Raw genomic sequence first — 20,392 nt, 5'->3', positions numbered from 1 at the left:
CGAATTCTTCCAGGAGTGAACATGACGCGTTTCGTGCAGAAGTCCCTTGTGGCCGCGCTGGTGGCCAGTTTCGCCGTCGGCAGCGCGATCGCCGCCGAGCCGGCCAAGACGGCACCGGCCATCGCACCGGCCAAGTCGGGCGCCGCCGCGGCCACGCCGCCGGTCGCGATCGACAAGAACAAGGTCAGCACGATGGTCGGCATGGACATCGGCCGCGGCCTGGTGCAGATCAAGGACGACATCGACATCAAGGTCGTCGAGCAGGCGCTGGAAGCCACGCTGAAGGGCGAGAAGACCTCGCTGACCCAGGAGGAGGCGCTGCAGGTGCGCCAGGCCTTCATGCAGCAGATGCAGGCCAAGCGCGTAGCCGAGCAGAAGGTCGTCGCCGACAAGAACAAGAAGGAAGGCGTGGACTTCCTGGCCGCGAACAAGGGCAAGGCCGGCGTGAAGACGACCGCCTCGGGCCTGCAGTACATCGCCGAGAAGGAAGGTACCGGTCCGAAGCCGAAGGCGACCGACACGGTCAAGGTCAACTACCTCGGCACCAAGATCAACGGCGAGAAGTTCGACAGCTCCTACGATCGCGGCCAGCCGGCCACGTTCCCGCTGAACGGCGTGATCAAGGGCTGGAGCGAAGGTCTGCAGCTGATGCCGGTCGGCTCGAAGTACAAGCTGTTCGTGCCGTCGGACCTGGCCTACGGCGAGAACGCGCCGGGCCAGATCGGTCCGAACGCGACGCTGATCTTCGAAGTCGAGCTGCTCGACATCGAAAAGCCGTCGGACAAGCCGGCCGCCGCGGCCAAGCCCGCCGCCAAGCCGGCTGCGAAGGCTGGCGACAAGAAGTAAGCCGCTGCGATGCGGTCCACGAAGGCGCGCCGCGAACCGGCGCGCCTTTGTTTTTGGTGTGGTTTCCAAAAGTAGGGAATTGGCATGCGCGTGACGATCTTCGGAACCGGCTACGTCGGCCTGGTCACCGGCACCTGCCTCGCCGAGGTGGGCAACGATGTGGTCTGCGTCGACATCGATGCGGAAAAGATCGCCCGCCTCGAGCGCGGCGAGATCCCGATCTACGAGCCCGGCCTGGAGCCGCTCGTGCGCGCCAACCGCGCCAGCGGGCATCTGAGGTTCACCACCGACGCCGCCGAGGCCGTCGCGCATGCGCAGCTGATCTTCATCGCGGTCGGTACGCCTCCCGACGAGGACGGCAGCGCCGACCTTTCGCACGTGCTGGCGGTGGCGCGCACGGTCGGCCGCACGCTCAACCGCTATGCCGTCGTCGTCAACAAGTCGACGGTGCCGGTCGGTACGGCCGATTCGGTGCGCGCGACGATCACCGCCGAGCTGGTCGCGCGCGGCAGCGAGGTCACGTTCGACGTCGTCTCCAATCCGGAATTCCTCAAGGAAGGCGACGCGGTGCAGGACTGCCTGCGCCCGGACCGCATCATCATCGGCGCCGACAGCGCGCGCGCGGTGGAGATGCTCAAGGCGCTGTACGCGCCGTTCAACCGCAACCACGAGCGCATCGTGCTGATGGACGTGCGCTCGGCCGAGCTGACCAAGTACGCCGCGAACGCGATGCTGGCGACCAAGATCAGCTTCATGAACGAGATCGCGAACATCGCCGAACAGGTCGGCGCCGACGTCGAGCTCGTACGCCGCGGCATCGGCTCCGATCCGCGCATCGGCTACCACTTCATCTATCCCGGCGCCGGCTACGGCGGCTCGTGCTTTCCGAAGGACGTCAAGGCGCTGGAGTACACGGCTCGGCAGCACGGCCACGAGCCGCGCCTGCTCGCCGCGGTCGAGGCGGTCAACGCGGCGCAGAAGCGCAAGCTGTTCGCCCTCGTCGAGCGGCACTTCGGCGCCGACCTCTCCGGCCGCACGATCGCGCTGTGGGGGCTGGCGTTCAAGCCGAACACCGACGACATGCGCGAAGCGCCGAGCCGGACCCTGCTCGAGCAGCTGTGGCAGGCCGGCGCCAAGGTCCGCGCCTACGACCCGGAAGCCGGCGCCGAGACGGCGCGCCTGTACGGCGAACGCGACGACCTGGTCCTGTGCGGCCAGTACGCCGCGCTCGAAGGGGCCGACGCGCTGGTGATCGTGACCGAGTGGAAGGCGTTCCGCAGCCCGGACTTCGAGCGCATCCGCAGCCAGCTCAAGCAGCCGGTCGTGTTCGACGGCCGCAACATCTTCGAGCCGAAGGCGGTCGAGGAGGCCGGGCTGGCCTACTACGGCATCGGCCGGGGGCGCAGCGTGAAGGCGCCGGCCGCCTAAGGCCGCCGTCTTCGCGCCGGCGAGCTGAACGAAAAGCGGAGCACAGCACAGTCCTGTCACCGCAGATCGCTAGGATGCGTCCTACAGGGGAATGCAGGGCGTGTCATGGCGGTACAGGCTCAGGGCGGTTCGTCCGCCACGCGGCGTGGTTTTCTCGCAGGGTTGGCCGGCGCAGGGGCAGGGCATTCGCCTCCCTCGCTCGCCGGATTGTCGTCGAACGCATTGACTCCGCCATTCGCCGCCTACGTGCTGGGCCGGCTCGGCTTCGGGCCGCGCAAGGGCTCGCTCTACAGCATCGAGCACTTCAATTCGCTCGGCGCCGGCGACGTCGACCGCCTGACCGCCTTCGTCGACGAGCAGCTCGCTCCGAGCCGCGACGGCAACGGCAACGTGACCGACGCTGACGTCGACGCGCGCCTGGCCCACCCGGACTACGTCACGCTCGGCAAGAGCTTCGACCAGAGCTGGACCGACTACGAGGTCAACGGCAACCCGTCCGGCGGACCGTACGTGCGCGACCTGCCGATCCGCGAAGGCGAGCGCGCCGTGTTCGTGCGTGCGTTCTATTCGCGCTGGCAGCTGGTCGAGCAGCTCGCCGACTTCTGGCACGACCATTTCAGCCTGTACGGCTACGACCGCTACGCCGCTCCGACCTGGGAACACTGGGATCGCGAGGTCATCCGCAAGCATTCGCTGGGCAACTTCCGCACCTTGCTGCAGAAGACGTTCGAGTCGCCGGCGATGCTGTATTTCCTCGACAACTACATCAATCGCGCGCCCAGTTTCAACGAGAACTACGCGCGCGAGATTCTCGAGCTGCACACGCTCGGGGCGCTGAACTACCTCGGGCCCGAATTGCAGCAGCACGAGGTGCCGTCGATCCCGGCCGGCGAGGACGGCGCGGGCATGCCGGTCGGCTACGTCGACGCCGACGTCTACGAGCTCGCGCGCGCACTGACCGGCTGGAGTTTCGGCAACGGCGGCAACGGCACCACCAACAACGGCCTGCCGGCCTTCATCAACGGCTGGCACGACATCGGCCAGAAGACCGTGGTGGGCCTGTTCCAGGCGGCGAACACGCCGCCGGCGACGGAGATCGCGGCTTTCCTCGATCGCATCGCGATGCATCCGGGCACCGGCCGCCACATCGCGACCAAGCTCGCGCGGCGCTTCCTCGGCGAGAATCCGCCGCAGGAGGTGATCGACAACGCCGCGCACGTGTTCTTCACCGCGCGCAACGCGGCCGACCAGCTCAAGCAGGTGGTGCGCGCGATCCTGCTGTACGGCAGCCAGGACGGCGATCCGACGATTCCCGGCTGCTTCAGCGACATCGCGAACTTCGGCAACAAGGTCAAGCGGCCGTTCGAGACGGTCGTTTCCGCCTTGCGCGCGGTCAGCGTCGATTTCACCGTACGGCGCAACGTCGCCAACGGCTCGCCGGCCAGCGACACCTTCATGGACCGCTTCCGCCGCACCGGACATCGTCCGTTCGACTGGCGGCCGCCGAACGGATTCCCCGATGCCTCGGACTACTGGATGGGCAGCACCGCCTTCGTGCACGCGTGGCGCACGATCGACTGGACCCTCGACGAAGGCACCGGCAACGAACAGACGCCGCTGGCACCTGTGCTGGCGACGACGCTGGCCGAATTCGGCAGCAACGTGGCCCAGCACACGCCGAACAAGCTCGCCGACTTCTGGCTGACGCGCTGCTTCGGCTGGGCGCCGGATTCGGCCAACGGCTGGATCGGCACCGCGCTGCACACGCAGGTGCGCGACTTCCTGTGCCGCAACACCGACACCCTGACGATGTTTCCGGCCGACGTCGGCATCGGCGCCGGACCGGCCGGCAACACGCAGGGCATCGGCACCAATTCCGGCCCGAACTACTGGTACAACCGGCTGCGCGGGATGGTCGACTGCATCCTGTTCAGTCCACAAGCGATGCTGCGCTGAGCGAGGACGTCATGGGCAATCTCACGCGACGCGGCTTCCTCAAGGGCTCCACGCTCTGTCTCACCGCGCTGGGCGGAATGCAGCTCGCGCTGCGCAGCCGGCCTGCGCGCGCGGAGTGGGTCGGCGACCGTTTTCTCGTCTTCGTGTTCCTGCGCGGCGGCATGGACGGCCTCAACCTGGTGCCGCCGATCGGCGGTCCCGATCGCGCGCCCTACGAGGCGAAGCGGCCGACGATTCACATCCGCACCAGCGGCCCGACCGCCGCATTGCCGCTGTCGGGCAACTTCGGCCTGCATTTCGCCGCTACCGGGCTGCACGAGCTCTACCAGCAGCGCAGGCTCGCGGTCGTGCACGGCGTCGGCTTTCCGCTCGAGCACATCTCGCGCAGCCATTTCGATGCGCAGGACTATGTCGATCTCGGCACGCCCGGCGATTTGCGCACGAGCAGCGGCTGGCTCGCGCGTCACCTGGAATCGGCCGGGCAGGTGCCCGACACCGCGCGGATCCCGGCGCTGGCCGCCGGCGCCGCGCCGCCGGACAGCCTGCTCGGCCGGCGCGACACGATGACGCTGGACGATCCGTCCAGCTTCCATCCCAACGGCAACAGCGGCACGCAGGTCGACGGCCAGCCGCTGTACAAGCTGTCGACGATGATGACGCTGAACCAGATGTACGCCGGCTCGGGCGCGCTGGAGCTCGCCGGCTCCGGCGCGGCGACCACCGTCGAACTGATCGACTCGCTGAGCCTGGCCACCTACACGCCGTCGCCGGGGGCGAACTACCCGAGCAGCGGCGTCGCCGCCGGTCTGGCGAACCAGGCCAAGCTGATCGCAAACATCGCCAAGCGCGGTCTCGGACTGCAGGTCGCCACGCTGGACTACGGCGGCTGGGACACGCACGAGAACCAGGGCGCCGGCGACCAGGCCAATCTCAACAACAACCAGTACGCCGCGCGCGTGGACGGGCTTTCGCAGGTGCTGTCGGCGCTCTACGCCGATCTCGCCGGCAGCCAGATGGCCGGGCGCATGGTCGTCGTCGTGCAGAGCGAATTCGGCCGCCGCGTGCGTGAGAACGACAACCGCGGCACCGATCACGGCAGCGGCAACCCGATGCTCGTGCTCGGCGGGCGGGTGCAGGGCGGGCGCCTGTTCGGCAGCTTCGGCGGCCTCGGCGACGGTCAGCTGTTCCAGAACGAGGACGTCGCCACGACCACCGACTCGCGGCGCGTGCTCAGCGAGATCGTGCAGGATCATCTGGGCAACGACGACCTCGCCAGCGTGTTCCCCGACTACGCCTATCCGGGGCCGCTCGGCCTGATGCCCGGCGATCCGATCTTCGCCAACGGATTCGACGGCGCGAGCTAGCCCGGCTTCCGGGCTGCACCGGCCGCCGGCGGCGCATCGGGGCGATCTTTTCCGCTACCATGCCCGTTTTCGCGACGGCCGGCCGAAGCACAGGACCGATGGAAAGAAAGCGAGCATTGATCACCGGCATCACCGGCCAGGACGGCGCCTATCTCGCCGAACTGATGCTGGCGAAGGGATACGAGGTGCACGGCCTGAAGCGGCGCGCGTCGTCGTTCAACACCGAGCGCATCGATCACCTCTATCACGAGCTGGACGAGACGCAGCCCGGCGTTCACCTTCACTACGGCGATCTGACCGATTCGCTGAGCCTGCTGCGCGTGGTCCAGCAGGTGAAGCCCGACGAGATCTACAACCTCGCCGCGCAGAGCCACGTCGCCGTCTCGTTCGAGGAGCCGGAGTACACCGCGAACGCGGACGGCCTGGGCACGCTGCGCCTGCTCGAGGCGATGCGCAGCCTCGGCCTCGGCGACCGCTGCCGTTTCTATCAGGCGTCCACGTCGGAGCTGTATGGCCTGGTGCGCGAGACGCCGCAGCGCGAATCGACGCCGTTCCATCCGCGCTCGCCCTACGGCGTGGCGAAGCTGTACGCGTACTGGATCACCGTGAACTACCGCGAGGCGTACGGCATCTACGGCTGCAACGGCATCCTGTTCAATCATGAGTCGCCGATCCGCGGCGAGACCTTCGTCACGCGCAAGATCACGCGCGGCCTGGCGCGCGTCGCCACCGGCCTGCAGCATTGCCTCTACCTCGGCAATCTCGACGCGCGGCGCGACTGGGGCCATGCGCGCGATTTCGTCGAGGCGCAATGGCTGATCCTGCAGCAGGACCAGCCCGCGGACTACGTGATCGCGACCGGCATCCAGCATTCGGTGCGCGATTTCGTCACGCTCGCGGCACGCGAGATGGGCATTGAACTGGAATTCCGCGGCGCCGGCGCCGACGAGCACGCGGTCGTCTCGGCCGTGAGCACGCCGGACGCGAAGATCGCGCCCGGCGACGTGATCGTGCGCATTCATCCGCAGTATTACCGCCCGGCGGAAGTGGACACGCTGCTCGGCGATTCGAGCTTCGCGCGCGAACGCCTGGGCTGGACGCCGAAGACGAGTTTCGCCGAGCTCGTGCGCGAGATGGCCGCGGCCGATCTGGCGCTCGCGCAGCGCGAAGCGCAGGGCGCGATCGGCGCCCGCCACGGCCGCCATCTGATCGAACGCCTGCCGGGGCGCGCCGGATGACCGGCACGCTCGAAGACCGCCTGACCGAGCTCGAAGTGCGGCTCGCCTTCGTCGACGACACGATGAACGTGCTCAACGATACGGTCGCTGCGCACGAGCAGCAGCTGCTGGAAATGCGCCTGGCGATGGATCGGCTGCGCAGCGAACTCGTCGCGATGCGCGGATCGCTGACGCAGGATGCGCGGGATGAGCCGCCGCCGCCGCATTATTAGTGCGATCGTCCGTGATCGCCGCTTGTGCGAAGCGAGCGTGGTTCGTGACGGTCGGTACGGCGGTGCGGTCCGACGCGGCCATCCCTGGCCGCACTTTTCAGCAAGAGCTAAAGGCGGATGATTGGGGGCGACGGCGGGCGTGAGGGGGCGGGCTTTTCCGTTTTCGCGGCTCGTGTAAGCTCTTCGTCCGTCGAAATGGCGTGTGTTTCGTGGTGGGTGTCCCAGTCATGTCCGAATCCTTGCGCGATCAGTTGTTGAAAGCGGGCTTCGTCGCGAAGCCGCAGAACAAGCCGCAACCTCAGAAAAAGCCGCAGCAGGCGCAGCGGCCGCAGCAACGCCCACAACAGCAGCGCTCGCAGCAACAGCAGCGTTCGCCGCGACGCGAGGGCGGCGAGATCGACCTCGCCAAGGCGTACGCGCTGCGCGACAGGAACGAACGCGAGGGGCGCGAGCGCGCGCAGCGCGAAGCCGAGCAGCGCGCGCGGGAGAAGCGCGAGCGCAAGCAGAAGCTCGCCGAACTGCTGAACGGCAAATCCCTCAACGTCGCCGACGCGGAAATTCCGCGCCATTTTCCTCACGCGAACAAGATCCGGCGCATCTACGTGACGGCCGACCAGCTGCCGCGCCTCAACGGCGGCGAGCTGGCGGTGGCGCAGTTCGCCGGACGCTACCTGCTCGTCACGCGCGAGACCGGGCTTGCGGCGCAGACGGTCGATCCGGAAGCGCTGGTCCTGCTCTGCGACCCGCACGCCACCGAGGACGACGGCGTGCCGGCCGATCTGGTCTGGTAGGCGCTTTCGCAGGGCCGCGACGCGCATCTGGGAAATCGCGCCGCGCACCATCGACGATGCGCGGAGGAGGCGGTATGCGTCGATCTCACTGGCTGTCGATCTTCGCGAGTGCGCTGCCGCTGCTGGCGGCCGCCGCGCCGCTGCCGCGTTTCCCGCCCGGCGCGGTCTGGAACCAGGACGTCAGCCGTGCGCCGCTGGCGGCGAACTCGGCCTCGATGGTTTCCACCCTGCAGGGACTCGGCGGCTGGGGTGCGGGCGACGACTTCCAGATCGATTTCTCGATGTACGTGCTGCAGGCGGACGCCGCCTCGCCGACGGTATCCGTGGTCGCCTGGCCCGACGCGGACGACTACTACGCGCCGGACTGCGACGCTCCGGGCTTTGCGTTTCCCGTTCCCGCCGGCGGGGCGATCGAAGGCTCGCCCGGCTACGCCTGCGATCACGAGAACGCCGACTGCCACCTGCTCGTGCAGCAGGGCGATGCCTTGTACGAGGCCTATGCGGCGAACGTCGCCGGCACCAGCCTGCAGACGATATGCGCGCTGCGCTGGGATCTGACGCGGCGCTACCCGCGCAACGGCCGCGGCGAGCAATGCACGAGCGCCGATGCCGCCGGTTTTCCGATCGCGCCTCTGCTGTTCAACGCCGACGAGGTCGCCGCGGCGATTCCGGTCGAGGGTGACATCGGCCACGCCATCCGCTTCGTGCTGCCGAATGCGCGGATCGCCGACGATCGCTACGTGCACCCGGCTTCGCACGGCACGCTGAGGACCAGCGGACCGGACGCGAGCGTGCCGTACGGCGTGCGCATGCGCCTGCGCGCGGACTTCGATCTCGGCCGCTACAACGCCGCTGCGAGGGTCTTGCTGCGGACCATGCAGCGCTACGGCATCGTGCTCGCCGACGGCGGCAACATCGCGCTGACCGGCGAGAGCGACCGCTACACCACGGCGAAATGGGCAGCACTGGGCATCGACGAGCACGTCTTCGTCGACGGCACCCCGTCACCGCGAGTGACCGATTTCGAAGTCGTCGAAACCGGCCCGCGCCACGTCGTCACCTACGACTGCGTGCGCAATCCGGACGATTTCCTGCTCATCGACGGCTACGACTACTGAAGTCCGGCTGCGGCTTCGCGAAGTTCTGGAGCGACGTTCCGTGCTCGCCGGTCAATTGCCGACGTTCGGTGATGGGGCGATGCCGAGCCGCTTGCGCTCCTGCGTGACGACTTCCTCGGCGAGCCGCACGAAGGCCACCAGCTCCGGATCTCCCGGCTCTCGCCCGAGATGCGTCCGTGCACGTTCGAGGTAGGTTTCCACTTCGTGCAGTTCGCGCAGTTCCTTGAGACGCTGTTGTGCTTCCGGTCGCATGCGGTTCCCCTTTCGATGAGGGAAGCGTAGCGACGCGCGTCACATTCGTCTGTCTGAGATTTGCGCCGCGTGCTGTAGGAAATTTCCTACAGCCGCGGTGGCGGCCAGATGTCGCTCGGCGCCGTGTTTCAGTGCTTGTGGCGTTTCCTTCGGCCTGCCGCCGAGGAGGAGAGGGACGCCTAGGAAGCCGCTGTTCTGCGGCTTCCCGGCCCGCCATCAATAGTTCATGAAGTAGCTGATTTGGTGCTCGTGGACGTCCGATGTCGTCCGGGACATGGCGGGAAATAGCGGAATTTATTGGGATTCCTGTCCGCTTCTGTTCATTGATGTCCAATAGCATCCGGGCCAAAATGGGTAGCTAGGTGGGTAGCTAGGAAGCGTAGCTACCCAGGAGGCGCTACCGATGGCGAAGCAGGCAAAGAATCTTTCCGAAGTGCAGCTGCGTGCCTGGCTCGCAGCGGGCAAGCCAGTGGCCAAGAGCGATGGAGATGGGCTGACCTTCACCTTGTCCTCTGCCGGGGCCGCCGTCTGGGTGCTGCGCTACCGCGTTGGTGGTCGCAGGCGCGAGGTGACCTTGGGGCGTTACCCGGACTACTCGCTCAAGAAGGCACGCCAGGAAGCCCGCGAAGCGCGGGTTCGAGTGAGTAAGGGCGTGGATGTCGCTGCCGAAAAACGGCGGGAGAAGCATGCCGGCATGGCCGCCTGGACGGTGCGCCAGCTGGTGGCCGACTATGAAGCGAAGGTGTTGTCGGTAGCCGCGGCTTCCACTCGCAAGCTCTATAAGATGTACCTGACGAACTGGATCGTTCCTCGTCTAGGGGCGATGCTCGCGGTCGATGTCTCCGTGGCCGACGTCGTAGCCATGCTCCGAGCCTCGTCTTCAAGGGGAACCGGCGCCATGCGAACGCTCCACGCCGCTGCGCGAGCAGTCTTCGAGCATGCGCGAGGGCAGGCGATACGTCCGGACAATCCTGCGCTGGGTATCAAGCGAAGCTCTATCGCAAAGGCAGAGGAGCGCCGTGAGGGTGTCGCCCTGGAAGGGGAAGTGCTGGCGAAATTCCTGCGGGCCATCCCCGATGACGTGAAGGGATGGGCGCTTCGCCTGCACCTGATCACAGGAGTTCGCCCTGGCGAGCTATGTGAAGCCGCGTGGGCCGAATTCGACTTGGAGCGGGGCTCATGGTCGATTCCTGCGGAACGCACCAAGACGGGATCCGGCTACGTGATTGTGCTACCCAGCCAAGTGCTGGACCTGCTTAGGAAGATCGCCGCCAACACTCCAAGCTCCGCGTATGTGTTTCCCGCGGCGCGGGGTGAAGACCGACCGATTCCGTACCAAACCTATCGCGCCTGGCTCTGGCGTGCTCTCGACGCCGCCGGGATCCCCCGAGGCTCCTTCAAGCCGCACGACCTTCGCCGCACGATGCGCAGCGGACTCGCCTCGCTTGGGGTGCGCTACGAAGTTGCCGAACGGGCCATCAATCACAAGCTGCCCGGCATGGCGGAAATCTACGATCGAAACGACTACGCGGTTGAGCGGGCTGCGGCGCTACGTCAGTGGGCGGACCAACTTGATGTTCTCGGCACAGGAACGAATGTCGTGCCGATCAAGCGGATGGCCTAGCCACTCTTGATCCCGCACCGCACCATCGCGGCGGAACTTCGGGGGAGGGGAGGGCCTGTAGGAGATTTCCTACAAGAACTCCCTGGGTTGGCCTACATCCCCGCTGGCAGCAGTCTTGCTAGGCTGTTGGAGCCACAATCCACAGGGGGTCTCAAAGATGGCTAAGAAGAAGGGGGATGAGGGGACGATTCCAATGGCGCTCAACGGCGAGGTGCCGAAGATGCGGGCGTCTAAGGCGAAGGGTGCCGATTCGCACGATGAGACGCTGCAAGCTACGCACAAAGGAAATTTCAAGGACGAGTTCGGGTTCGACGTCGATTGCTATGTGCTGAATGATGCTGGCAAGACCGCCGTCATCAGTCAGACCGGGATGGGTGAGGCAATTGGATTGGCGGCCCGAGGCCATTCAATTCGAAAGTTCGCAAGCGGGCAGGTGATGGCTCAGTTCGTCGGCACCGAGATCCTGGAAAAGTTGGGAAAACCCCTTAAATTTCAATATCGCCCCGGCGGCACCGAGAACCTTGTTGTTGAGGGAAACGGCTACGATGTGACCCTGCTAATAGACATCTGTAAGGCCATCGTGGCTGCCGAGGCCGCTGGCAAGTTGACTGATAGGCAGGCGCCTTATGCACGTCAAGCGCACGTAATCCTCGGCGCCTCGGCAAAGGCTGGAATCAAGGGTCTGGTCTATGCCTTGGCGGGCTACGACGCTACCCGAGAAGAGGTTATTGCGGCGTTCAAAGTGTTCGTGCGGGAGGAGGCTCGCGAGTATGAACGCGAGTTTCCTGAGGAGCTGTACAACGAGTGGTATCGACTCTATGCGCTCCCCAAACCTGTCCGCAATAGACCTTGGAAGTTCAAATGGCTCACCGAACGTCAGGTGTATGAACCGCTGGCGCGCAGCAATGGCAAGATCTTGACTCTAACGAGAGAGAGTCGTGAGAAGAGCAAGAGGTCCGGCGGCAAGTTACACCAGTTTCTCTCTGAGATAGGCGTGAAGGCGCTGCGTGTCCACCTTGGCAAGTTGACTGGCATCGCTAGCGTCTCCAACACTCAAGAAGAGTATGAATCCAACATCAAGAAGGTCTTCGGAGGCCAGCTCGATCTAGATTTCAAACGCCCAACGTCGTAGCTAGATCAGGCCCCGCCTAGCGCGGGGCTTTTCTTTTGGGCGAAAGAAGTCCGCTGTTGCAGTGCAGGCAGTGGTTGACCCATGGCCAGCAGATCATGATCCAGCCGATCCTGAGCGCGAATGGCTTGTGACATATCGGGCAGGGCCAGAAGGCGACGTAGAGGAACACTGGCACGTAGATCGCCACTTCGATCACTGCAATCCAAGGGGGAGCACGATCGACTAGCGACATCGAGAGGGCGGCAGCCAGAAACAGTACGACCAGCATCCATCTCGCGCGACGAAAGTTTTGCGACTTGGCCATCGAGATGGCTTGCGGAGGGCGTAGAAAGTCAGTCACGGCTCGTTCTGGGGCGAGGAACACGTCAGCGTAGACGTTCTAGGAATGGTAATACCATTCGCGCTCTCGTCAGATTTGCCGGAGGGCGCGCGCTCCATGGTCGGGCTAGGCGGGCCGATCATCCCTTGAGCCCAACTACGTATGAAGCAGAGCAGCTACGACTTCCGCCAGTTCCAGCAGGAGCTAGCGGAACTCGACCGCAAGAACGACACGGCGCGTCAGCCTGTGCCCCCTTTGGAGAAGGTGGGCGTCGAGGAGCGCCTGGCGCAAGCCAAGGCGGAGTTCCAGGGCTACGAAAGCGCTACCGCCTGACGGTCGCCCACGTGATCGCGTTCTTCCCAGAGGAAGAGCGCGTTGCTTATCTGCAGAAGCTCATCGCTGAGCAAGAGGGGAAGCCTCTGCGTCGGTCGAGGAGTTCAAAGCTGCTGCAGTCCTAGGCTTGTTTGGAAATGGCTTACAGAAAACTCGCCCGGGGCTGAGCCGTTTCCGCCTCAGGTGCCTTTAATTGCAAGCCGCTTTCGCTCGTACGCCAAAACTTTTTCGGCCATCCCTACGAAGGCTCGAAGTTCCTGGTTTCCCGGTTTCAGGCGCAGATCCGTCCGAGCGCCCTGCAAGTAGGTCTCCACTTCGTGCAACTGACGAAGCTCTTTGAGGCGCTTCGGAGTTTCAGGTTGCATGCGGCTTCCTATCGATGCTCAAGAGTGACAGCCATGCTGTCCGACTCAATCACGTCGGGCGCCCGCCATGAAAGGACGCGTCCAACGTCGTACTCGGCCCAGCGCGATCGGAAGAACCCCCTTATATACGTCCCAGTCAGCGAGGCCCCACGACCATCGAGTCGGAAGTGGATGGACTCTCCTTCGTGCGGCAAGGACGCGGAACAGGAGCACCACAAAGTAGGCACGTTCGTTTCCTCGATCGAAACATCCCGCGGGCCGATCGGAGCCGCATGCGTCTGGCACCACGGCAAAGATCGTCTCTTCAACGCACCTTCTACGCGGTAGCTGGCTGACGCTCTGTACGTTTCCGCACACAGATACTAGGCCTTCTAGTACAGAATGCTCTGCCAGGCCGGTACTGTCGTCGCTAGGTTGAAGGACGACTCGATTTAGTAAGCCCTGGTCGTCTCCGATCTCCCATCCATTTTTGCTCGATCCCACCGAAAGTCCGCCGAGGAGAATCCGGTGAACGTCAGAAAGTCGTCCCGCCTTCATAAATCCAAAGGGCAACAGCCCTCTGCTTCGGGAAATGGGGGCGAACGACACCAGCTTGCAGGAGGCAAGCATCCGCCGCTGACTACCAACCAGGGGACTCCGATCGCGGACAATCAGAACTCGGTACGCTCGACGTCGCGCGGGCCGACGCTGCTGGAAGACTTCATCCTCCGCGAGAAGATCACTCACTTCGATCATGAGCGTATCCCTGAGCGCATCGTGCATGCACGCGGATCCGCGGTGCACGGCTATTTCGAGTTGACCAAGTCGCTGAGCAAATACACCACAGCCAAGGTGCTCACCGAGGTCGGCGAGCGGACGCGGTTGTTCACCCGCTTTTCCACTGTTGCCGGCGGTGCCGGCTCCGTCGACACGCCGCGTGACGTGCGCGGTTTCGCCGTGAAGTTCTACACGAAGGAGGGCAACTGGGATTTGGTCGGAAACAACATCCCTGTGTTCTTCATCCAGGACGCGATCAAGTTCCCGGATCTGATCCACTCCGTGAAGATGGAACCGGATCGCGGCTTCCCGCAGGCAGCCAGTGCGCACGACACGTTCTGGGACTTCATTTCGCTCACGCCAGAAGCGATGCACATGATCATGTGGGCGATGAGCGACCGTACCCTCCCGCGGTCGCTGCGGATGATCGAAGGCTTCGGCATCCATAGCTTCCGGCTGGTTAACGCCAAGGGGGAATCGACCTTCGTGAAGTTTCACTGGCGGCCTAAGCTGGGGCTGCAATCCACGGTATGGGACGAGGCTGTGAAGCTCGCCGGAGCCGATCCGGACTTCCACCGCCGCGACCTGTTCGAGGCGATTCAGCGCGGCGACTACCCGGAATGGGAGTTCGCCGTGCAGCTCTTCACTGAAGAAGACGCGGCGAAATTTCCGTTCGACCATCTCGACTCGACCAAGCTCATCCCCGAAGAACTCGTGCCGCTGCAGGTTGTTGGTCGGATGGTGCTCGACCGCTGGCCGGACAACTTCTTCGCCGAGACCGAGCAGGTGGCGTTCTGCCCGGCCAACATCGTGCCGGGCATCGACTTCAGCGACGACCCCCTGTTGCAGGGGCGTCTATTCTCCTACCTCGACACGCAGCTCCTGCGCCTCGGCGGCCCAAACTTCCATCAGCTTCCGATCAACGCGCCCAAGTGTCCATACGCCAATCTGCAGCGCGATGGCCGCATGCAAATGCACGTGCCCAAGGGCCGCGTGAACTACGACCCCAGCTCGCTGCAGGTGGATAGTCCGCGGGAAGCGCCCAACGGCTTCCGCACGTTCGGCCAACCGGCCGACGAAGGCACAAAGGGCCGTATTCGTGTCGGGAGCTTCGCTGACCATTACAGCCAAGCGCGGCAGTTCTATCGCAGCCAGACCACACCCGAGCAGGCGCACATCGCCTCGGCGCTGGTGTTCGAGCTCTCCAAGGTGGAGACCCTGCACGTGCGCGAAGCGGTGGTTGGTCACTTGCGCCACATCGACGCGGACCTCGCCAAGCGCGTCGCCACGGGACTGGCGCTGGATGCCCTTCCTCCTGCGCCTCCCGCCACGGTGAAGCCGGAGGATCGCCCGCCGTCGCCCGCTCTGCAGATCATCGGCAAGATGAAGGCCACGCTGGAAGGCCGGCAGATTGGCATTCTGATCGGTGCCGGTTCCGATGCCGGCACGATCAAGGCCCTACGCAAGGCCGCCGAGGATGCGGGAGCGGCCGTCAAGATCGTCGCGTCCAAGGTCGGTGGCGTCACGCTGAGTGACGGCAGGACGCAGGCTGCGGATGGTCAACTCGCCGGCACACCCTCGATCGTTTTCGATGCGGTAGCGATCGTGCTGTCCGCCGCTGCTGGCAAGACCTTGGCGAAGGAAGCCGCGGCCGTGGACTGGTTGCGTGATGCATTCGGCCACCTCAAAGCGATCGCCTTCGACGGTGGCGCAGAACCCGTCTTGCGAGCCGCGGGCATTGCCAAGGATGCCGGTGTGATCAGTGCATCGGACATAAAGGGCTTCATCCAGGCCGCGAAGACACGGCAGTGGGACCGAGAGCCGAAACTGCGGACGTTGGCCTGAAGGTCTGCATCTGCACCGAATGGCTATTCAGCCATCAGGCAAACGTAAGGAGGCTCCATGCTGCAGCTCAATCCCCCGCTGCCAATGCTCACCCCGAGAGGTGAAGGATTCGCCCACATCCTAATCGACTACGGGCCTGAGTCCGATCTGTACTGGACGGTCTTCATTACGGATACGGGTGAGGTATGGACATTTTCCAACCGTGAAGTGCGAGCTGCCAAGAACATAACCCTCGGGCGCACGCGGGTCGGGGCGATTCCATCAGCGACCGCAAACGAACCTCGTGATGGACGCGATCAATGCAACAGAGCAGCCAATGGATCTGCAGCCCTAGCCGAGCAGGCTGCCCGGCAAGAAGTCTCGTGACGGGCATCCGGAGATTTCCGGGCCCTGAAGGCAACCGTTCCAGAGGAGGAGAAGAGGTATGACGACAAAAACAGAAGCAGCAATCACCGATGCGATCGATCAGCTCACGCGAGCGCGGGATAGCCTGTCCAGCATGCTCCGAGACGTGCTCAATGGCGTCTCCAGGCAAAGTGCGGCGGGGATGGAGTCCGCAACTGCGTTTCGCGACGAAGCGCTCGCCCAACTAACGCGAGCCAGCCGCTCCACGCAGCGTGCGGTGTCTCGTCATCCCGTCGAGACGGTGATCTTGGTTGGGGTGATCGGCTTCTCGGTCGGCTGGGTGGTCAAGCATATGCACGCGCGCCGCAATCAAGACACGATTCCGAGCACCTCGAAGACACCGCGGCCACCTCGTCGACCGCGTACGCGTCCCGAAGGCTGAGGTTAACTCCGCAGTTCTCGACGTCCCATCACCAATGCGTATTCCTGAGGCCTCGGCTATGAAGCGATCATTGAAAGAGGCGGGGACTCTGGAGGTGGGCTCCCTGCTAGGGGACCTAAAGCTGCTCTCCAAGACGGTTCGTTCTCATGCCGCTGCTCACGATGTTGCCGTGTGGATCAACGCTGGAGGTGACGTTTTCGTAAGCCGTACTAATAACGCTCCCGCGCTGACATCCGACCTATTCGTCGGAACCTATGGGCTGGGCATCAATGCGAGCCAGATCTACGACGACCTGGCAGCGCTACGTCACGAGCGGGTTGCCGGCGCGATCATCTTCCGGTGAATCTTGGCAAGGTCGTAAGCTGATCAATGGACATTACTGCTTGGCCCGTTTGGCGATTGGCAACGGCAGCGGGCGCGTGCAATAGCCCGCTGCCCTCCGGCAGCGGGGGACCCCCACCGTGCTGCCATCTCGGTGGCGCTGCGCGCGCGCCTCACTCCCCATAAGCCAACTCCCCCTCAAGCTTTACCCGCTCTGAGGCCGACTCGAACCTGGTCTTCAATGCGTTGACGCGCGCCCTCGTTGAGGAGGGTTACCAGGACCCGCAGAAGGTGGTCCGCGGCGGAAACAATGATAGGAGGCCCTGCCGCGCCGCGATTCCTGCGATTCTGCGATTTCTCTCACTGCTAGCTAGGGAGCGCGGGCGGCTCTTCGTCGCCCGCGCGGCTATCCCTATCTATGACTAGGGTCCTTGGTGCCAGCCTTGCCCGTGTACGGATTGACGTTCCCCTTGGTGGACCAGTTGTTGTACTTGCTGTGGTCAGGGGCGGTGCGAGTATGAGAAGGAACGTACTTGCCTGACTTCGTTGTATGACCGGCGACGTGGACTGTCGAGCTATGACCCGACGAGCGATGACTGCCACCTCGCGCAAAGGCCGGTCCGGCAACGAAGATGGCGAGTGAGGCAACGCCTACGATGATCTTGTTCATGGCAATCCCCTGTGTGCGCTGGAATGGCGCCAGGGAATCATGCACGAAACTTCGGGCCGGTACAGTCGGAAACCGTCGGTCAGTCGCGTAGGAAATTTCCTACAAAGCTCGCTTCATCTCAAGCACTCTCGGTACTCACCGGCCTGATCGTGGCTCGTCTGCCTCTGGCTTGCCGTGCTCGGCCCAAGCTGGGGCCGTGATTGCAAAGCTGTGGTGCGGTTCTCGAAATTCGCGCTAATCCACAGCCTATCCACATAGTTGTTGGCTGGACGAGATGTTGATGCAGCGCGAGCATCCATGGCCCGCAGATGCTTGGTGCGCGTCATGACCATCAAGAAGTCCCGTAGGTGTTTCCGATGGAGTGATCTTGATCGCAAGCTTCTTCGCGAGCTGTACAACGACGCCAACAATCGAGTTTTAGCCGTGGTCTTGGGGCGTTCGCTCAAGCAGGTAGAGTCCGAGGCAGCTCGAATGGGACTACGAAAGAACCGAACATGCTTGAGGAAATATTGTCACCCAGGAAAATTCAAACAAGGCCATCCAGGAGTTCATGCGCGAGAGATCGGAGAGGAGCGCTTACAGGGAGGGTGGCGAATGACAAAGGTGGCCGAAGAGCCTGGGGCTCATCGCAGGAATTGGAGGAGGAGTCACATCCTCGTTTGGGAGCAAGCGAACGGCTGCGTTCCCCAGGGCCACGTCCTCGCGTTTCGTGATGGCGATCGATCCCATATCCACTTGGACAATATTGAACTGGTTGCAAAGTCAGAGGCACTGCGTAGGAACTTGTTCTCGCACTACCCGCCAGAGCTTTGGGATGCGATGCAAGGACTTCGGCAGCTGAGGCGTGCTATTCAGGAGCGACGAGATGAAAAACAAGATGCTAGATCTTCGCAATCATCTTTTCGCAACGATCGAAGCGGTCCTGGACCTCGACGAGCCAATGGACATCGACAGGGCGCGCGTAGTCGCTGAACTTGCTCAGGTTGCGATCAACAGCGCGAAGGTTGAGGTCGAGTACCTGCGCGTCACGATGGGGGTCAAGGGGACTGGATTCATTCTTGATGACGCATCCGTGCCATCAGCTGAGCCCCCGCAGCGTCCAGCGTTAGCCGCGCGATACTGACCGCTCAAAGACCAGCTCGGGCGTCCGGCAGTTCGTGTGTCGCTATCGGCAACGACCCTGTTGGCTTCGTCCAAAGCTCCTGCGTGCATCGCAGCCTCAATGCCACCCGGCGCGCGCTCATCGCCGCTGGGTTCTTGGAGTACGAACGGGAGCAGGCGAAGCGACGACTTGCTACCAGCACTGGCGGCGCCAGTCCTCAGCCTCGGACAAATTTGTCCGAGGTCGAGCCTGGTCGAGCTCGCGACAAAGCCGGCGCTCGCATGGGCGTCTCCGGCCAGACCGTGCACGCCGCATCCAAGGTGATCGAGAAAGCAGTCCCCGAAATCATCGAGAAGTGCAAGTCCGGAGAAATGGCTTTGAACGAAGCTAAGCGCGTGATCGATTTGAACCCGGCGGCTCAGCGACGCATCGCCGAGTTACCGAAAGGGCAGCCCCGGTCCAGGGGCGGCAAATTTAGTGCCATCGATCATTGGGGCTAAGAACCCCTCGCTTGGCGCCTGCATCAGGCGCAGAATGGGTTGACGCGTTGGGGACTGGGGAGGTCTGCCATGCTTTCATGTGCCGTGTTGCGTGCGTGCGCATATGGCGCCGTACTTTGCATGTCGTTCAGTGCGTTTAACGCACAAGCTGGTGGTTTGATCGGGGATTTTGTTGAAAACATAGCCCCCGGTGCGGGAACTGCGCTTGATGACGCGCATCGCCAAGTCAAGAAAGCTATTCCTCCTTACAAGGCTTTGGAAGAAGGGGCCACGCACGTCGTCAAGGAGACGATGGTTCAAATGTATGCACCCATTCTTGAGCAGATGATCATCGCCTCACGCAACGATGCATTGAATGGTGGAGTGCAACCTATTCCACCTCAAATCCGCGAGAGCCTCACAGGATTCATCGACGAGGCCACTATGGATCGCGCGGTGTTTCGCGTTTTTGGTGGAGGTGATTTCACGCTACAGCATGCATCTATAAAGTATGGAGAAGCACTAGCGATAACTTTAGATCACGTGATCATGTTTAAGACGGCCGAAGATGCAAACTATAACCCTACACTGTGGGCACATGAGCTGACGCACGTCCGTCAGTTTGCGGACTGGGGTATTAAGGATTTTGCTATCCGCTATCTCCGAAGTTATCACTCGGTAGAGAAGCCAGGGTATGAAGCAGAAACTCGCTATGTCGCTTGGTCTGGCATGCGGAGCGCGGCGTCGCTCGCATCGAAAGGAATCGAAGTCAATTCGGATACGATCAATCAAGTACCTATGTCTGGTTTTGGCGACACGCAATCCTCGATCTGTGGAACCGCGCTGGGGAGATGCCAGTTAAATGGGTCTGGCCCAGTTGGGACGCCTTGTTGGTGTGGAACGCCGCTGGGAGCTGCGGTTGGAGCATTAGTTCCTTCCGTGACTCCTGTCGCACTCGGTTCTGATCCAACGACTCCGCCTACGCCACCCACGATGGGTAATGCGTGCGTTACACCAGCAGGACCCTGCATTCTCAACGCTCCTTTGATCGTCGGGTCCAGTTGCATGTGCATGGTTCCAGGAGGGGCGTTCGCTGGCGCAGTTCAGATGCGCGGATTTGGAGGGGTATGTTCAACCAATTTGGGTATGTGCGCTCTCGGCCAGCCACTTTTATCTGGAAGCAATTGCGCTTGTCCTTCAGCCTACGGACTTGTAGGAGGGATGGTTCCGTAACTATGCGTTCAAGGTCGTAGCCGGTTTGTGTGCCGGACTAGCGGCCATTGACATGGCCCTATTGCAGATGCATGCTCTTTTCGTCGCCGCCTAATCGGCGACCAGGATTGGCGTCCTGAATCAACTGGCGCATAAGCGCCCATCAACCGATGCCCGGCGCTTTTTTCATGCCCGTGTGTCGGCCGGGCACGCACGTCCCTCCTTCATGGCGGGCGGTGCGG

The 20,392-nt window shown here is 63.3% G+C and carries 22 protein-coding genes and 1 pseudogene; 19 read left to right on the top strand and 4 right to left on the bottom strand.

The window, feature by feature from the left end; all coding sequences use genetic code 11:
- Positions 1-21 precede the first annotated feature (21 nt).
- The 8 genes from ACFO6Q_RS18175 to ACFO6Q_RS18140 all read left to right on the top strand — a co-directional run bounded on the left by ACFO6Q_RS18175 (position 22) and on the right by ACFO6Q_RS18140 (position 8,953).
- On the top strand, positions 22-846 hold the full coding sequence (locus ACFO6Q_RS18175) for an FKBP-type peptidyl-prolyl cis-trans isomerase (protein WP_380022542.1): 825 nt from the start codon (positions 22-24) through the stop codon (positions 844-846).
- Positions 847-930: 84 nt separating this feature from the next.
- Complete coding sequence (locus tag ACFO6Q_RS18170) at positions 931-2,274, top strand: UDP-glucose dehydrogenase family protein (protein WP_380022541.1); 1,344 nt, start codon at positions 931-933, stop codon at positions 2,272-2,274.
- Between the two features lie 222 nt (positions 2,275-2,496).
- Positions 2,497-4,230 carry a DUF1800 domain-containing protein gene (locus ACFO6Q_RS18165; RefSeq protein ID WP_380022540.1) on the top strand — a complete coding sequence of 578 codons (1,734 nt, stop codon included), beginning with the start codon at positions 2,497-2,499 and terminating at the stop codon, positions 4,228-4,230.
- Between the two features lie 11 nt (positions 4,231-4,241).
- The gene (locus tag ACFO6Q_RS18160) at positions 4,242-5,594 is read left to right on the top strand and encodes a DUF1501 domain-containing protein (RefSeq protein WP_380022539.1); all 1,353 of its coding nucleotides are present in this window, start codon (positions 4,242-4,244) and stop codon (positions 5,592-5,594) included.
- Between the two features lie 98 nt (positions 5,595-5,692).
- Entirely contained in the window at positions 5,693-6,832 is a 1,140-nt protein-coding gene (gmd, locus tag ACFO6Q_RS18155; RefSeq protein WP_380022538.1) for a GDP-mannose 4,6-dehydratase, read from the top strand.
- A complete protein-coding gene (locus tag ACFO6Q_RS18150) occupies positions 6,829-7,044 on the top strand; it encodes a SlyX family protein (RefSeq protein WP_380022537.1) in 216 nt (71 codons plus the stop codon). The genes gmd and ACFO6Q_RS18150 overlap by 4 nt, the downstream gene beginning before the upstream one ends.
- 227 nt (positions 7,045-7,271) lie before the next feature.
- Positions 7,272-7,835 (top strand): DUF2058 family protein, encoded by a 564-nt coding sequence (locus ACFO6Q_RS18145; protein ID WP_380022536.1) that lies wholly within the window; start codon positions 7,272-7,274, stop codon positions 7,833-7,835.
- Positions 7,836-7,909: 74 nt separating this feature from the next.
- Entirely contained in the window at positions 7,910-8,953 is a 1,044-nt protein-coding gene (locus ACFO6Q_RS18140; protein ID WP_380022535.1) for a hypothetical protein, read from the top strand.
- A 51-nt stretch (positions 8,954-9,004) separates the two neighbouring features.
- Here the strand turns inward: ACFO6Q_RS18140 and ACFO6Q_RS18135 are convergent, their stop codons facing one another.
- Positions 9,005-9,205 carry a hypothetical protein gene (locus ACFO6Q_RS18135; protein ID WP_380022534.1) on the bottom strand — a complete coding sequence of 67 codons (201 nt, stop codon included), beginning with the start codon at positions 9,203-9,205 and terminating at the stop codon, positions 9,005-9,007.
- Between the two features lie 403 nt (positions 9,206-9,608).
- Here ACFO6Q_RS18135 and ACFO6Q_RS18130 point away from each other — a divergent pair, with 403 nt between their 5' ends.
- Positions 9,609-10,829, top strand: a complete 1,221-nt coding sequence (locus ACFO6Q_RS18130; RefSeq protein WP_380022533.1) for a tyrosine-type recombinase/integrase — start codon at positions 9,609-9,611, stop codon at positions 10,827-10,829.
- 157 nt (positions 10,830-10,986) lie between these two features.
- Positions 10,987-11,961 carry a P63C domain-containing protein gene (locus ACFO6Q_RS18125; protein ID WP_380022532.1) on the top strand — a complete coding sequence of 325 codons (975 nt, stop codon included), beginning with the start codon at positions 10,987-10,989 and terminating at the stop codon, positions 11,959-11,961.
- Positions 11,962-11,977: 16 nt separating this feature from the next.
- On the opposite strand, the gene ACFO6Q_RS18120 is transcribed toward ACFO6Q_RS18125, so the two are convergent.
- Positions 11,978-12,229, bottom strand: coding sequence for a hypothetical protein (locus ACFO6Q_RS18120; protein WP_380022531.1), 252 nt, complete (start codon positions 12,227-12,229; stop codon positions 11,978-11,980).
- Between the two features lie 213 nt (positions 12,230-12,442).
- Between ACFO6Q_RS18120 and ACFO6Q_RS18115 the strand changes: the two genes are divergently transcribed.
- A complete protein-coding gene (locus ACFO6Q_RS18115) occupies positions 12,443-12,613 on the top strand; it encodes a hypothetical protein (protein ID WP_380022530.1) in 171 nt (56 codons plus the stop codon).
- 179 nt (positions 12,614-12,792) lie between these two features.
- Here ACFO6Q_RS18115 and ACFO6Q_RS18110 read toward each other — a convergent pair whose 3' ends face one another.
- Complete coding sequence (locus tag ACFO6Q_RS18110) at positions 12,793-12,978, bottom strand: hypothetical protein (protein WP_380022529.1); 186 nt, start codon at positions 12,976-12,978, stop codon at positions 12,793-12,795.
- Between the two features lie 567 nt (positions 12,979-13,545).
- Between ACFO6Q_RS18110 and ACFO6Q_RS18105 the strand changes: the two are divergent.
- From ACFO6Q_RS18105 to ACFO6Q_RS18090, 4 genes and pseudogenes are all read left to right on the top strand, one after another.
- Positions 13,546-15,579 (top strand): annotated as a pseudogene (locus tag ACFO6Q_RS18105) (catalase); the annotation flags it as partial.
- A 57-nt stretch (positions 15,580-15,636) separates the two neighbouring features.
- Positions 15,637-15,945 (top strand): hypothetical protein, encoded by a 309-nt coding sequence (locus ACFO6Q_RS18100; RefSeq protein ID WP_380022528.1) that lies wholly within the window; start codon positions 15,637-15,639, stop codon positions 15,943-15,945.
- Positions 15,946-16,003: 58 nt separating this feature from the next.
- Positions 16,004-16,366 (top strand): hypothetical protein, encoded by a 363-nt coding sequence (locus ACFO6Q_RS18095; RefSeq protein WP_380022527.1) that lies wholly within the window; start codon positions 16,004-16,006, stop codon positions 16,364-16,366.
- Positions 16,367-16,424: 58 nt separating this feature from the next.
- Entirely contained in the window at positions 16,425-16,709 is a 285-nt protein-coding gene (locus ACFO6Q_RS18090; RefSeq protein ID WP_380022526.1) for a hypothetical protein, read from the top strand.
- Between the two features lie 390 nt (positions 16,710-17,099).
- Here ACFO6Q_RS18090 and ACFO6Q_RS18085 read toward each other — a convergent pair whose 3' ends face one another.
- Positions 17,100-17,357: a hypothetical protein gene (locus tag ACFO6Q_RS18085; RefSeq protein ID WP_380022525.1), complete on the bottom strand. Its 258-nt coding sequence runs from the start codon at positions 17,355-17,357 to the stop codon at positions 17,100-17,102.
- A 297-nt stretch (positions 17,358-17,654) separates the two neighbouring features.
- Here ACFO6Q_RS18085 and ACFO6Q_RS18080 point away from each other — a divergent pair, with 297 nt between their 5' ends.
- The 4 genes from ACFO6Q_RS18080 to ACFO6Q_RS18065 all read left to right on the top strand — a co-directional run bounded on the left by ACFO6Q_RS18080 (position 17,655) and on the right by ACFO6Q_RS18065 (position 20,171).
- A complete protein-coding gene (locus tag ACFO6Q_RS18080; protein WP_380022524.1) occupies positions 17,655-18,329 on the top strand; it encodes an HNH endonuclease signature motif containing protein in 675 nt (224 codons plus the stop codon).
- Complete coding sequence (locus tag ACFO6Q_RS18075; RefSeq protein ID WP_380022708.1) at positions 18,223-18,480, top strand: hypothetical protein; 258 nt, start codon at positions 18,223-18,225, stop codon at positions 18,478-18,480. The genes ACFO6Q_RS18080 and ACFO6Q_RS18075 overlap by 107 nt, the downstream gene beginning before the upstream one ends.
- A gap of 260 nt (positions 18,481-18,740) precedes the next feature.
- Positions 18,741-18,959 carry a hypothetical protein gene (locus ACFO6Q_RS18070; protein WP_380022523.1) on the top strand — a complete coding sequence of 73 codons (219 nt, stop codon included), beginning with the start codon at positions 18,741-18,743 and terminating at the stop codon, positions 18,957-18,959.
- A 120-nt stretch (positions 18,960-19,079) separates the two neighbouring features.
- The gene (locus ACFO6Q_RS18065; protein WP_380022522.1) at positions 19,080-20,171 is read left to right on the top strand and encodes an eCIS core domain-containing protein; all 1,092 of its coding nucleotides are present in this window, start codon (positions 19,080-19,082) and stop codon (positions 20,169-20,171) included.
- Positions 20,172-20,392: the final 221 nt, after the last annotated feature.

The sequence above is a fragment of the Dokdonella ginsengisoli genome (assembly GCF_042652785.1).
Taxonomy (GTDB): Bacteria; Pseudomonadota; Gammaproteobacteria; order Xanthomonadales; family Rhodanobacteraceae; genus Dokdonella_A; species Dokdonella_A ginsengisoli.
Note: the sequence above shows the minus strand (reverse complement) of the source record. Positions and strands in the feature narration are given on the sequence as shown.